At 40.6% G+C, this 13256-nt stretch carries 9 protein-coding genes; 8 read left to right on the top strand and 1 reads right to left on the bottom strand.

Annotated features, from left to right (window positions below; all coding sequences use genetic code 11):
* The first annotated feature begins 7 nt into the window (after positions 1–7).
* From HMPREF8571_RS08280 to HMPREF8571_RS08270, 3 genes are all read left to right on the top strand, one after another.
* A complete protein-coding gene (locus HMPREF8571_RS08280; RefSeq protein WP_000622806.1) occupies positions 8–2161 on the top strand; it encodes a LicD family protein in 2154 nt (717 codons plus the stop codon).
* Positions 2162–2164: 3 nt separating this feature from the next.
* Complete coding sequence (locus HMPREF8571_RS08275; RefSeq protein ID WP_000942448.1) at positions 2165–2875, top strand: LicD family protein; 711 nt, start codon at positions 2165–2167, stop codon at positions 2873–2875.
* Between the two features lie 188 nt (positions 2876–3063).
* The gene (locus tag HMPREF8571_RS08270) at positions 3064–5571 is read left to right on the top strand and encodes an MBL fold metallo-hydrolase (RefSeq protein WP_000730138.1); all 2508 of its coding nucleotides are present in this window, start codon (positions 3064–3066) and stop codon (positions 5569–5571) included.
* Positions 5572–5620: 49 nt separating this feature from the next.
* Here HMPREF8571_RS08270 and HMPREF8571_RS08265 read toward each other — a convergent pair whose 3' ends face one another.
* Positions 5621–7099 carry an oligosaccharide flippase family protein gene (locus tag HMPREF8571_RS08265; protein ID WP_000789697.1) on the bottom strand — a complete coding sequence of 493 codons (1479 nt, stop codon included), beginning with the start codon at positions 7097–7099 and terminating at the stop codon, positions 5621–5623.
* 122 nt (positions 7100–7221) lie between these two features.
* Here HMPREF8571_RS08265 and mecA point away from each other — a divergent pair, with 122 nt between their 5' ends.
* The 5 genes from mecA to HMPREF8571_RS08240 all read left to right on the top strand — a co-directional run bounded on the left by mecA (position 7222) and on the right by HMPREF8571_RS08240 (position 13255).
* The gene (mecA, locus tag HMPREF8571_RS08260) at positions 7222–7962 is read left to right on the top strand and encodes an adaptor protein MecA (RefSeq protein WP_000782706.1); all 741 of its coding nucleotides are present in this window, start codon (positions 7222–7224) and stop codon (positions 7960–7962) included.
* A 150-nt stretch (positions 7963–8112) separates the two neighbouring features.
* The gene (locus tag HMPREF8571_RS08255; RefSeq protein ID WP_000216366.1) at positions 8113–9399 is read left to right on the top strand and encodes a homoserine dehydrogenase; all 1287 of its coding nucleotides are present in this window, start codon (positions 8113–8115) and stop codon (positions 9397–9399) included.
* 1 nt (position 9400) lies between these two features.
* Positions 9401–10270: a homoserine kinase gene (thrB, locus tag HMPREF8571_RS08250; RefSeq protein ID WP_000692404.1), complete on the top strand. Its 870-nt coding sequence runs from the start codon at positions 9401–9403 to the stop codon at positions 10268–10270.
* A gap of 259 nt (positions 10271–10529) precedes the next feature.
* Entirely contained in the window at positions 10530–11468 is a 939-nt protein-coding gene (gene msrB, locus HMPREF8571_RS08245) for a peptide-methionine (R)-S-oxide reductase MsrB (RefSeq protein WP_000818178.1), read from the top strand.
* Positions 11469–11530: 62 nt separating this feature from the next.
* Entirely contained in the window at positions 11531–13255 is a 1725-nt protein-coding gene (locus tag HMPREF8571_RS08240) for an ABC transporter ATP-binding protein (RefSeq protein WP_000681678.1), read from the top strand.
* The last annotated feature ends 1 nt before the right edge of the window (position 13256 follow it).

Here is a 13256-nt window from a genome sequence, read left to right as displayed (position 1 = left end):
AGAAACAATGATTTCATTTATTGAAAAAAACTATTTTAAAATCAATCTGCTGTTTTTATCAGTTATATCTTTTTACTGTATGGCAGGCTTGATTGTCCCACTTCAGGCCATTTCGGCCAATAAATTTGTCACTCTTGGCATGACCCTCATGGGTGTTTTGTTGGGACTTTATAATTTCTTTATCAAAAAAGCCTATCTGACTGTCAGAAAAATTGAGTATTTGATTCTCTTTTTTATAATGAATATCCTGACCGCGGTCTTAGTTGTAAAGTATGGATTTTCAACAAACATTAAGAACTTAGTCGTCTTTTTCATCTATTTCTTTGCACTCTATCCAGTCTTTCAGTCTTTCACAGTGAAAAAAGCGCGTGCCCTCTTTGATGTCTTCTTTTCAGTCATCACTGTCGCAAATACCCTAGGTGTTCTTGTCTCAATTTGGCAATTCTTCATGTTGCAAGGTTACCGCGTATTTGATTACAAGGGCTTATTGATCCGCCAAGGATTTGTAGAATCTCGTCTATTTGGGATCCTAGCTAGTCCCAACTATCTCTCTATTATTTCTTTGATGGTGATTATTTATTTGTGGATGCGCTTGTCACTCTACAATACCGTCCTTAAAACTCTGGCTATCTCATCCATTCTGCTAAATTTTGCTTATATTGTACTGTCAGGTTCAAGGACAACCTATATCTGTTTGGTAGTCGTTGCTTTCTTATATGCTTTAATGACGGCTAACTGGACTAAAAAAACTAAGTCACTTCTTACTGTTCTAGTGACAGTAGGATTGGTATTTGTCGGCTATAATGGTATCAAATATAGTAGCGATATTTACTTGAAAGCTCACTCAGCTCAAATCCAAAAAAACCAAGAAAATGGACAAAATGGGGACAACAATCTTTCCCTTGAGAGAACAGACACCAGCGAAGAAAATATCTCTAATAACCGTTTTGCTATTTGGCAGTCAACAGCTTCCTTTATCCCTAAACGTCCCTTATTTGGATATTCAGGTGGAAACTGGTATGAGTTAGGTAAAGAATATGATGCTTCAGCCTATATCATCAAACAACATTATCTTACTCACAACGGCTACCTTGAGTTGTTATTCTATGATGGTCTGACAGGTTTTATCCCGCTGGCTATCTTTATGCTTGCCTTCATCATTTCAAGTCTCAAGAAATATAAGAAAGACCTTCAAGAGGGGCGCCACAATCATGAATTGATCACCATTCTGTTGATGACTGTTGTTATTCTCATTTCTAACTTGTTCTTGAGTTCAACCTTCTATGGAATTTCACTACAGGGTTGTATCTTGTTTGTGATTTCAGGTTACTATTTCTCTGTTCTCTATAAAAAAAGAGATGGCTACAGAAAGCTAGACGAAGCAGAAATCAAAGAAGTTGAACTAGGTGTCATGGATTATATCCACAATCTCTGTCAAAAAGAGAACATCAACTATTCACTGGCTTATGGAACCTTGCTGGGAGCAGTAAGACACAAGGGCTACATTCCTTGGGATGACGATATTGATATCTCATTGAAACGCGATGAATACGATAAATTGTATCAAGCAATTTTGCAAGACAATGACCCAGTCTACAAAGTGGTTTCTTGGGAAAATGACGCTCGATACCCTTACCCATTTTACCGAGTTTATGACGCGCGAACAGTCTATGATAACAACTATATCGAAAATGATATTGATTTAGGAATTTGTGTGGATGTTTTCCCATTTGACTATTATGCTGATGTTAACAAAGACATGGTAAAACTCGATACTTACCGTCGTTTATCAGTCTATACTCTTTATGGCATCCATAATAAGAATGCAAAACTCAAGAATATCGTCCGATATCTACTTGTCCTTGTATTCCGTTTGACTCGGGTCAAAACTTGGAATAGAAAGATGAACATCCTATCTATGCAAGGAAAAGATGGAGACTTCATTGACTACCTCATGGAGAACAAAAGAGTTTCTACGAAGTTTGACAAGTCCTTCTTGGATACAACGATTGACAGTCCATTTGAAGATAGAGTTTACAAAATTCCTGCGGCCTATCAGCAAATCCTTTCTGCCATCTACGGGGATGATTTTATGGAAATTCCTCCTCTAGAAAAACGAGTGAAGCACGATGACTTCCTGGCATACATAAAGGAGGGATAGGACGTGTTACAATGGTTAAAAAGAAGTTTAGCCAGTCTCTTAGGAGATAAGAAAGACTTGGTTAAAAACCTACCTATTATCAAAAGTTTAAATAAAAAAGCCAATATCGACTTGGACTCAAAGAGAAGCAATTTGCTCAAAGAAAACTTTGAAGATATTCTGAAGGCAATCTATCAATCGAATCTGAAATCCTATGATATCTGGTTAGACTTTGGGACTTTACTTGGTTTCTACAGAGAAAATGATTTGATTCCGCATGATTTAGATATGGACTTTGGGATTATTATCCCAGACTACGAACCCTTTTTAAGGGACGAGAAAATTCTTTTGGAGAAAGGCTTTGTCAGAACCAAAGAGTTCTATTACAATGATAAGCTTGTAGAATTATCCTATAGTTACAAGGGCCTCAATGTGGATTTTATTGTCTATGATAAAAAGGAGAATGCCATCTCCTCAGATACTATTTTCTATATGACAAATGCCTTGGGAAATCCTACAAGATATGAAGTCTACCACTATGAATTGCCTTTTACAGCACTAAGTGAATGCAGTTTTAAAGAAATTCTAGTAAAAGTTCCAGAAAATACAAGAGAATACATTAGTCACTTGTATGGGGAGGATTTTGAAATTCCTAACACTCATTACAACTGGAAAGAAAATCCAATTTACAAACAAAGAGATGCTAAATTGGCTAAAGTACTTTTGAAAAAGTAAACTTGGAAATACAAGAAAAGAGGGGATGGTGAAGTTCTTCCTTGTTAACTCTAGTCCCTATTCTAGTGTGACAATCAGGCTTCTCCTTCCCTCTTTTTGTTTTATTATGACGGAAAGGAGCTTGAAAAGTTGCTACCAGGATGAATCTTCCATCCTAGCTTCCGCTATCAAAGAAAGAAGTGGTTTATATGAAAAAGAAACAGATAAAAGAAACCCTTGTATTTATTTCCCTAGTCTTGATGCTCGTCTCTGGACTCTTGATACCCGCAGTTCAGGCAGATACTTCAAGCAACCGAATCCATTTTATCAATACCAAAGGGGTATCAGGAAGTGATGCCATTATTCTAGAAAGTAATGGTCACTATGCCTTGATTGATATGGGTGAAGACTATGATTTTCCAGATGGAAGTAATCCACGTTATCCAAGTCGTGTAGGAATTAGTACAAACAATGAGTATGTATTAGAGGACAGACTGTTCAGACATATGCAACAGCTCGGTATTAAGAAACTTGACTTTATTTTAGGAACCCATGTCCATAGTGACCATATTGGATCTGCGGATGAAGTTCTGAAACGTTATCCTGTAGACAGATTTTATCTAAAGAGATACTCAGATGAGCGCATCACATCAAAATGGCGATTGTGGGACAATCTTTTTAATTATGACAATGCTGTCAAGACAGCTCTAGAGCGTGGCGTAACTCTTGTGCAAGACATCACTGAGAAGGAAAGTCACTTCACTTTAGGTGACATGGATATTCAGCTATATAACTATAAAAACGAATATGACAGTGATGGTAAACTCAAGAGAGTTTATGATGATAATTCCAATTCGATTGTAGCAGTGGTTACTGTAGCGGGGAAAAAGATTTATCTCGGTGGTGACTTGGATAATGCTGAAGGGGCAGAGGATAAGTTAGGTCCTGAGATTGGAAAAGTCGATATGATGAAATGGAACCATCATTATGATGCCCACATTTCAAATACGATTCCTTTCTTAGACTCTTTATCTCCTAGTATGGTGGTACACACATCCGCAGCAGAAGCCAATCTTGCTACAACTAGAGACTATCTTAAGAAACATGGGATTGAGGTAGTTCATGCTTCTAGCCAGACCAAGGATGCTACAGTCTTTACAATTAGCAGAAATGGTTTTACAAATGTGTCCGATTCACTACCTAATATTCCTACTGTTAGTGAAAGATGGTATAAAGAAGATGGTTACTGGAAGTATCGCTTGTCTGATGATCAGATGGCAATCGGTTGGCGCAAAATAAATGGTATTTACTATTTCTTTAATGGGCAAGGACAAATGCAGGCAGGTAGATGGCTTCATTTGAACGACTCTCGTGAAAAACCTGATGGTAACTGGTATTATTTGAACAACAATGGACAAATGCAAGATACTGGCTGGTTTAAACACGATGGTACTTGGTATTATATTGCTTCAAGTGGAGCAAGGAGCTATAGTCAGTTAGTTGAAATTGAAGGGCAAAAATATCTATTTGACAAAGATGGAAAGATGCTGACTGGCCTTCAGGTCTATAATGGTAAGAAGATGGTCTTTGCTAGTAGTGGTGCCCTGCAGTCGGAGGGCAAAGCATCATCTTGGCAAAAGATTGCCTCAAATTGGTACTATTATGATGAAGACGGCATTTTGACAGTTGGTAAGAAAGACATCAAGGGAACAACTTACTACTTTGACAAAGAAGGTATCATGCAAACTGGCTGGGCCTTGGTAGATGGTAAATGGTACTACTTTGCGAATTCAGGCGCCATGCAAACTGGTTGGGTCAAGGACAAAGACATTTGGTTCTACCTTGATAAAGACGGCAATATGCTAACTGGAAATCAAGAAATCAATGGCTCTCGTTACTATTTCAAGGCAAGTGGTGCCATGCAAACTGGTTGGCAATGGCAGGACAAGGGTTGGCAGTATTATACTAGCTCTGGTGCCATGAAGACGGACTGGTTAAAATCGGGCGAATCCTGGTATTATCTGGATCCAGAAACTGGTATCATGGCAGTCGGATCGCAAGAAATTAATGGAAAGAACTATTTCTTCAAGTCTTCAGGAATCATGCAAGTTGGTTGGCAGTGGGTAAATGATAGTTGGCATTATTATACCTCTACAGGTGCTCTGCAAACAGGCTGGCTTAAAGATGGGGGCACTTGGTATTATCTGGATGCTAAGGAAGGAACCATGTTGGTCGGTCTGCATGCAGTAAATGGTGAACAGTACTACTTTAGCACTTCCGGTGCTATGCAGACAGGTTGGAAGTGGATTGATGGTCAGTATCGATACTTCCAAGCAAGTGGCGCCATGAAGACTGGCTGGATTAAAGATCAAGGCAAGTGGTATTATCTTGAAAAAGAAACAGGTATCATGTTGGTCGGTCTTCATAAGGTGAATGGTCAAACCTACTATTTTGGTCCGAACGGAGCTATACAAACGGGTTGGAAACAGCTTGATGGCAATTGGTACTATTTCCAAACAGACGGAGCTTTACTGAAAAATGCCACCACACCTGATGGTTACAAGGTAAACGAAGAAGGTATCTGGAAACAGGCTGTTGCTGCTGTAAATAGCGAGGCAGTCAAGCCAGAACAGAAACAAGAAGCAAATTCTAATCTTGTTGAACAAGAAAAACAAGATTCAAAGGTAGAAGCCAATGCTTCTGATAAGAAAGAATAAATAAGAAAACACCCTGCTGATAGACATTATCTATCAGTAGGGTGTTCTTTTAATTTCTTTTAAGCTTAGCAAGTACTAAGTCTAGAGCATAGTGGAGTGTTTTATCTTTGGCGATAAAGAGTGTCAAGAGATAATAGATACCACAAGCCGCAACAGTCGAGAGAACCATGAGAATCATGTTGAAGTTTACTGTATAAGAGTTGACTTGGAAAAGGAATTTAAAGGCAAAATAAATCGGTATGAATCCAAGGGATACAATAGTATAGCGTGTTAGAGTAGCAAAGATTTCTTTCAAATCAATCAGTTGGTGTTTCTGGATAAAGCGAATTTCCAAGAGAACGACGATAGTCTCCGCAAGAATGGTCGTAGCGATATAGTACTCTGGTGCGAAAATATTATTGAAATACAAGAGGCAGTTGAAGAGGATATTGGCTCCGCCACCAAGGAAGTAAAAGGCAGTCAAGCGATTTTCGTGGTCATTGATAAAGATAATTTGTTTACCAAGGATCAACTCGATAGCCCAGATGATGGTACGAAAGGCGAAGACACTAGTCACGATACCCGCTTCGAGGTATTTTTCAGAAGAGTAGATAACTGCCGCGTAGTTCCCTAATACCATAATCCCAATACTGGTTGGAACGATGAGGAAGTAAAAGAGGGCAGCCCCTTGATTCAGAAGACTCTTATAAGAGGTGTAGTCTTTCTTACCGAGATAGTAGCCGAGACGTGGGATACTCACATTGAGAGCCCCACTTAAGACACTGGCTATCAGCATGACAATGCTGGAAGCAATGGTGTAGTAAGAAATGTAGTTTTCATCAGGTCCCTTGGTGATAAACATTCTATCAAGTAAGGTATAGAGCATGTTGGCATTCGCTAGGAGAAGCATAGTCAAGAGCGGTTTAGATGCTTTGATTAATTCCACAAGACCAATTTTGACAAAGGAAACTTCTCTCTTGATCCAAAGAAAACTGAGCAGGTAGTTTAGGATAGTGGTTGCACTCATGACGATGGCATAAGGAACGATATCATCTGCAGTTTTAACAAAGGTAAAGATAGCAACCAGCATGGCAATCCGAATAATCAATGTCTTGTAGAGGATGAAGGCATAGTTTTCATAAGCCTCGTTCATCCATTCGATATTGAGGAATTGGAAGAGTGCCTGAGCTCCTAGGATGTAGTAAAGGACTTTCAGGTTCAAAATGCTGGTGTCGAAGAAGATAAAGAGGAAGTAGATACCAGTCGTAATTAGAGAAGTGAAAACCGAAATATAAAACAACTTAGAAAAGACATAGTTGATTTTATTCTTGTCGTCCTTAACCTTACTGATAGCACGAATTCCGTAGTTGTATATTCCAAAGGCTGCTAGTGGAATGACAAAGCTGGCCCAGGTATTTGCCGTATTGAAATAACCGTAGTTGGATTTGCTGAGAATCCGCGTCAGATAAGGATTGGTTATCAGAGGAAAAACGATATTGAGAATATTGACCAGCAAGCTGGCCAATGCATTGACTTTTATATTTTTCATTGAACTTTCTTTCTTAAATCTAAAATCATATCTAGTATTATATCACATTCTCGCTTCATTCTTTTGATAAAATCGTAAAAATCTAGTATAATAGATAGACTGAAAGTATGAGGTTACTAGATATGAAGATGAAACAAATTAGTGATACAACACTAAAAATCACGATGACTTTAGATGATTTGATGGATCGGGGAATGGAGATTGCAGACTTTCTCGTTCCTCAGGAAAAAACAGAAGAGTTTTTCTATGCTATTTTAGATGAATTAGAGATGCCAGACAATTTCTTGGACAGTGGCATGCTGAGTTTTCGTGTAACACCAAAACCAGATAAGGTCGATGTCTTTGTGACCAAGTCCAAGATTGACCAAAACCTTGATTTTGAAGATTTGGCGGATCTACCAGACATGGAAGAATTAGCCCAAATGTCGCCAGATGAATTTCTCAAAACCTTGGAAAAGAGCATTGCAGATAAGACCAAGGACGATATTGAGGCCATCCAATCTCTAGAGCAGGTCGAAGCAAAGGAAGAAGAGCAAGAGCAGGCAGACAAGGAGACGGAGAGCAAGAAAGAACCTTATATCTACTATATCTTGCGTTTTACAAGTCTTGCTGACTTAGTTGCTTTTGCAAAGACGGTTAACTACCAGATGGAAACATCTGAACTCTATAAGATGAATGGGCACTACTATTTGACAATCTTAGTCGATGTAGAAAATCATCCTAGTCCGTATCCAGCCTGGCTCTTGGCTCGTATGCGTGAGTTTGCAGACGACAGTGACATCAGTCGTTCCGTTTTGCAAGAGTATGGACAAATCTTGATCAATCACGATGCAGTTCTCGGTCTGCAAAAGATTCGTTCATAATTTTTAAAATCAATAATTTTCATTTATCAAGAAAGACGAATCATGGGATTCGTTTTTTCTTTACTAGACTGAAATAGTGATTTACTATAATAGGAATTTTCACAAAATTCTGTTATAATGGCTATATCAGAAAATTTCTAGGAGACAAACATGACAGTTAAAATTGCTTTACTTGGATTTGGTACTGTTGCAAGTGGCGTGCCATTCCTCCTAAAGGAAAATGGAGAAAAAATCGTTCAGTCAGCTCATTCAGAGATTGAAGTGGCCAAGGTATTGGTCAAGGATGAAGATGAAAAGAACCGCTTGCTTGCAGCAGGAAATGACTTTAATTTTGTGACCAATGTAGATGATATTTTGTCAGACAAGGACATTACGATTGTAGTGGAATTGATGGGGCGTATCGAACCAGCTAAGACCTTTATCACTCGTGCCTTAGAAGCTGGGAAACACGTTGTTACTGCCAACAAGGACCTTTTGGCTGTCCATGGCGCAGAATTGTTAGAAATTGCTAAAGAGCATAACGTAGCACTTTACTACGAAGCAGCAGTAGCTGGTGGGATTCCAATTCTTCGTACTTTGGCAAATTCATTGGCTTCTGATAAAATCACGCGCGTTCTTGGTGTCGTAAACGGAACTTCTAACTTTATGATGACCAAAATGGTCGAAGAAGGCTGGTCTTATGATGATGCTCTGGCTGAAGCACAAAGACTTGGATTTGCTGAAAGTGATCCTACAAATGATGTTGATGGGATTGATGCTGCCTACAAGATGGTTATTTTAAGCCAGTTTGCCTTTGGGATGAAGGTTGCCTTTGACGATGTAGCCCACAAGGGAATCCGTAACATCACACCAGAAGATGTAGCTGTGGCTCAAGAGCTTGGTTATGTTGTGAAATTGGTTGGTTCTATCGAGGAAACTCCTTCAGGTATTGCGGCAGAAGTGACTCCAACCTTCCTTCCTAAAGCACATCCACTTGCTAGTGTTAATGGTGTAATGAACGCAGTCTTTGTGGAGTCTATTGGCATCGGTGAATCTATGTACTACGGACCAGGTGCTGGTCAAAAACCAACTGCAACAAGTGTTGTAGCAGATATTGTTCGTATCGTTCGTCGCTTGAATGATGGTACCATTGGTAAAGACTTCAACGAATATAGCCGTGACTTGATCTTGGCAAATCCAGAAGATGTCAAAGCAAACTACTATTTCTCAATCTTGGCACCAGATTCAAAAGGTCAGGTCTTGAAACTTGCTGAAATCTTCAATGCTCAAGATATTTCCTTCAAGCAAATCCTTCAAGATGGCAAAGAGGGTGACAAGGCTCGTGTAGTGATTATCACTCATAAGATTAATAAAGCACAACTTGAGAATGTTTCAGCAGAGTTGGCCAAAGCTTCAGAATTTGACCTCTTGAATACCTTCAAGGTGTTAGGAGAATAGGATGAAGATTATTGTACCTGCAACCAGTGCCAATATCGGGCCAGGTTTTGATTCGGTCGGTGTAGCTGTAACCAAGTATCTTCAAATTGAGGTCTGTGAAGAACGAGATGAGTGGTTGATTGAACACCAGATTGGCAAATGGATTCCACATGACGAGCGTAATCTCTTGCTCAAGATTGCCTTGCAAATTGCGCCTGACTTGCAACCGAGACGTTTGAAAATGACCAGCGATGTTCCCTTGGCGCGTGGTTTGGGTTCTTCTAGCTCTGTTATAGTTGCTGGGATTGAACTAGCTAATGAACTGGGCAAGCTCAACTTATCTGACCATGAGAAGTTGCAGTTGGCAACCAAGATTGAAGGGCATCCTGACAATGTAGCTCCAGCCATTTATGGTAATCTCGTTATTGCAAGTTCCATTGAAGGTCAAGTCTCTGCTATCGTAGCAGACTTCCCAGAGTGTGATTTTCTAGCTTATATTCCTAACTATGAATTGCGCACTCGCGACAGCCGCGGTGTCCTTCCTAAGAAATTGTCCTACAAGGAAGCTGTTGCAGCTAGTTCTATCGCCAATGTGGCGGTTGCAGCCTTGTTAGCAGGAGACATGGTGACAGCTGGACAAGCAATCGAGGGGGACCTCTTCCACGAGCGCTATCGTCAAAGTCTGGTCCGTGAATTTGCGACGATTAAGCAAGTAGGCAAAGAGAATGGTGCCTATGCGACCTATCTCTCTGGAGCCGGACCGACAGTGATGGTCTTGGCTTCTCACGACAAGATGCCAGCGATTAAGGCAGAATTGCAAAAGCAATCTTTCAAAGGCAAACTTCATGATTTGAAGGTGGATACCCAAGGTGTTCGTGTCGAAATAAAGTAAAGAAATAGAAGATAGGATGGGGAAATTCTCGACCAGAGGGCTTCCTATCCTTTTTTTGAAAAGAAGTTTATACTCAATGAAAATCAAAGAGCAAACTAGGAAGCTAGCCGCAGGTTGCTCAAAACATGGTTTTGAGGTTGTAGATGAAACTGACGAAGTTAGCTCAAAATACTGTTTTGAGGTTGCAGATGTAAGCTGACGTGCTTTGAAGAGATTTTCGAAGAGTATTAGTTAAAAACTTGATAAAGGAGAAATAAAGATGGCAGAAATTTATCTAGCAGGTGGTTGTTTTTGGGGCCTAGAGGAGTATTTTTCACGAATTTCAGGCGTATTAGCAACCAGTGTTGGCTACGCTAATGGGCAAATCGAAACAACCAATTACCAGCTGCTCAAGGAAACAGACCATGCAGAGACTGTTCAAGTGATTTATGATGAGAAAGTAGTGTCACTCAGAGAGATTTTGCTTTATTATTTTCGTGTTATTGATCCCTTGTCTATTAACCAGCAAGGGAATGACCGTGGTCGCCAATATCGAACGGGGATCTATTATCAGGATGAAGCAGATTTGCCATCTATCTACACTGTGGTGCAGGAGCAGGAGCGTATGCTGGGGCGAAAAATTGCAGTGGAAGTGGAGAAACTTCGCCACTATATTCTGGCGGAAGACTACCACCAAGACTATCTTAAGAAGAATCCTTCAGGTTACTGTCATATCGATGTGACCGATGCTGATAAGCCATTGATTGATGCTTCTCATTATGAAAAACCAAGTCAGGCATTTTTACGGGAAAATCTCTCGGATGAATCCTACCGCGTCACCCAAGAAGCTGCTACAGAGGCTCCATTTAGTAATGCCTATGACCGAACCTTCGAAGAAGGGATTTATGTAGACATCACGACGGGTGAGCCACTCTTTTTTGCCAAGGATAAGTTTGCTTCAGGTTGTGGTTGGCCAAGTTTTAGTCGTCCAATTTCCAAGGAATTGATTCACTACTACAAGGACTTGAGCCATGGGATGGAGCGAATCGAGGTTCGTTCTCGTTCAGGCAATGCTCATTTGGGTCATGTTTTCACAGATGGACCTCGTGAGTTAGGTGGCCTCCGTTACTGTATCAATTCGGCTTCCTTGCGTTTTGTAGCCAAGGATGAGATGGAAGAGGCAGGATATGGCTATTTATTGCCTTATTTAAACAAATAAAACAGAGAGAGGGTGGGCGCTTCCCATTTTCTTCATTTCCAGAATAAGAATAGAAAGGATCTATGAAACACTTACTATCTTACTTCAAACCCTATATCAAAGAATCCATTTTAGCTCCCTTATTCAAGTTACTAGAAGCTGTTTTTGAGCTCTTGGTTCCCATGGTGATTGCTGGGATTGTTGACCAATCTTTGCCTCAGGCAGATCAAGCGCACCTCTGGATGCAGATTGGCCTACTCCTTATCTTTGCAGTGATTGGCGTTTTAGTAGCCTTGATTGCTCAATTCTATTCAGCCAAGGCAGCGGTAGGTTTTTCCAAGGAATTGACAAACGACCTCTATCGTCATATTCTTTCCTTGCCCAAGGACAGTAGAGAGCGTTTGACAACTTCTAGCTTGGTGACCCGTTTGACCTCGGACACCTACCAGATTCAGACTGGTATTAATCAGTTTCTGCGTCTCTTTTTGAGAGCGCCTATTATCGTTTTTGGGGCAATCTTTATGGCCTATCGCATCTCAGCTGAGCTGACTTTCTGGTTTTTGGTCATGGTTGTGATTTTGACAATCGTTATTGTTGGGCTCTCTCGTCTGGTCAATCCTCTCTACAGTGGTCTCAGAAAGAAAACGGACCAACTGGTTCAGGAAACGCGCCAGCAATTACAAGGGATGCGGGTGATTCGTGCTTTTGGGCAAGAAAAACGAGAGTTACAGATTTTTCAAACCCTTAACCAAGTTTATGCCAGTTTGCAAGAAAAGACGGGTTTCTGGTCTAGTTTACTAACACCTCTGACCTATCTGATTGTTAATGGAACTCTCCTCGTCATCATCTGGCAGGGATATATTTCGATTCAAGGAGGTTTACTCAGCCAGGGTGCTCTCATTGCCCTTATCAACTACCTCTTGCAGATTTTGGTGGAATTGGTCAAACTAGCTATGCTGATCAATTCTCTCAACCAGTCCTATATCTCAGCTAAGCGAATCGAGGAAGTCTTTGCTGAAGCTCCAGAAGACATCTATTCGGAGTTAGAACAAAAGCAAGCTACCAGTAATCAGGTTTTACAAGTCCAAGAATTGACCTTTACCTATCCTGATGCGGCCCAGCCTTCTCTGAGAGGCATTTCCTTTGATATGACTCAAGGACAAATCCTTGGTATCATTGGAGGAACAGGTTCCGGTAAGTCAAGCTTGGTGCAAGTCTTACTTGGTCTTTATCCAGCAGATAAGGGAAGCATTGACCTTTATCGAGATGGACGTAGTCCTCTTAATTTGGAGCAGTGGCGGTCTTGGATTGCCTATGTGCCTCAAAAAGTCGAGCTCTTTAAAGGAACTATTCGTTCCAACTTGACGCTGGGTTTCAATCAAGAAGTAACTGACCAAGAACTCTGGCAGGCCTTGGAAATTGCGCAAGCAAAGGATTTTGTCAATGATAAGGAAGGACTCTTAGACGCCATAGTTGAGGCCGGAGGACGAAATTTCTCAGGAGGACAAAAACAAAGGTTGTCTATCGCCCGAGCAGTCTTGCGCCAAGCTCCGTTTCTCATCCTAGATGATGCAACCTCGGCCCTCGATACCATTACCGAGTCCAAGCTCTTGAGAGCTATCCGAAAAAATCTGCCAAATACAAGTTTAATCTTGATCTCTCAACGAACTTCGACTTTACAGATGGCAGACCAGATTCTCCTCTTGGAAAAAGGCGAGCTCCTAGCTATCGGCAAGCACGAGGACTTGATGAAGTCCAGTCAAGTCTATCGTGAAATCAATGCTTCCCAACATGGAAAGGAGGACTAGC

The sequence above is a fragment of the Streptococcus mitis ATCC 6249 genome, from assembly GCF_000146585.1.
GTDB classification, from domain to species: domain Bacteria; phylum Bacillota; class Bacilli; order Lactobacillales; family Streptococcaceae; genus Streptococcus; species Streptococcus mitis_AZ.
This window is presented reverse-complemented; position numbering and strand designations above follow the sequence as displayed.

Coding starts and splice junctions, on each gene's coding strand:
- HMPREF8571_RS08270 (WP_000730138.1), top strand. CDS start 3,064: ATGAAAAAGAAACAGATAAAAGAAACCCTTGTATTTATTTCCCTAGTC.
- thrB (WP_000692404.1), top strand. CDS start 9,401: ATGAAGATTATTGTACCTGCAACCAGTGCCAATATCGGGCCAGGTTTT.
- HMPREF8571_RS08255 (WP_000216366.1), top strand. CDS start 8,113: ATGACAGTTAAAATTGCTTTACTTGGATTTGGTACTGTTGCAAGTGGC.
- msrB (WP_000818178.1), top strand. CDS start 10,530: ATGGCAGAAATTTATCTAGCAGGTGGTTGTTTTTGGGGCCTAGAGGAG.
- HMPREF8571_RS08265 (WP_000789697.1), bottom strand. CDS start 7,099: ATGAAAAATATAAAAGTCAATGCATTGGCCAGCTTGCTGGTCAATATT.
- HMPREF8571_RS08240 (WP_000681678.1), top strand. CDS start 11,531: ATGAAACACTTACTATCTTACTTCAAACCCTATATCAAAGAATCCATT.
- HMPREF8571_RS08280 (WP_000622806.1), top strand. CDS start 8: ATGATTTCATTTATTGAAAAAAACTATTTTAAAATCAATCTGCTGTTT.
- mecA (WP_000782706.1), top strand. CDS start 7,222: ATGAAGATGAAACAAATTAGTGATACAACACTAAAAATCACGATGACT.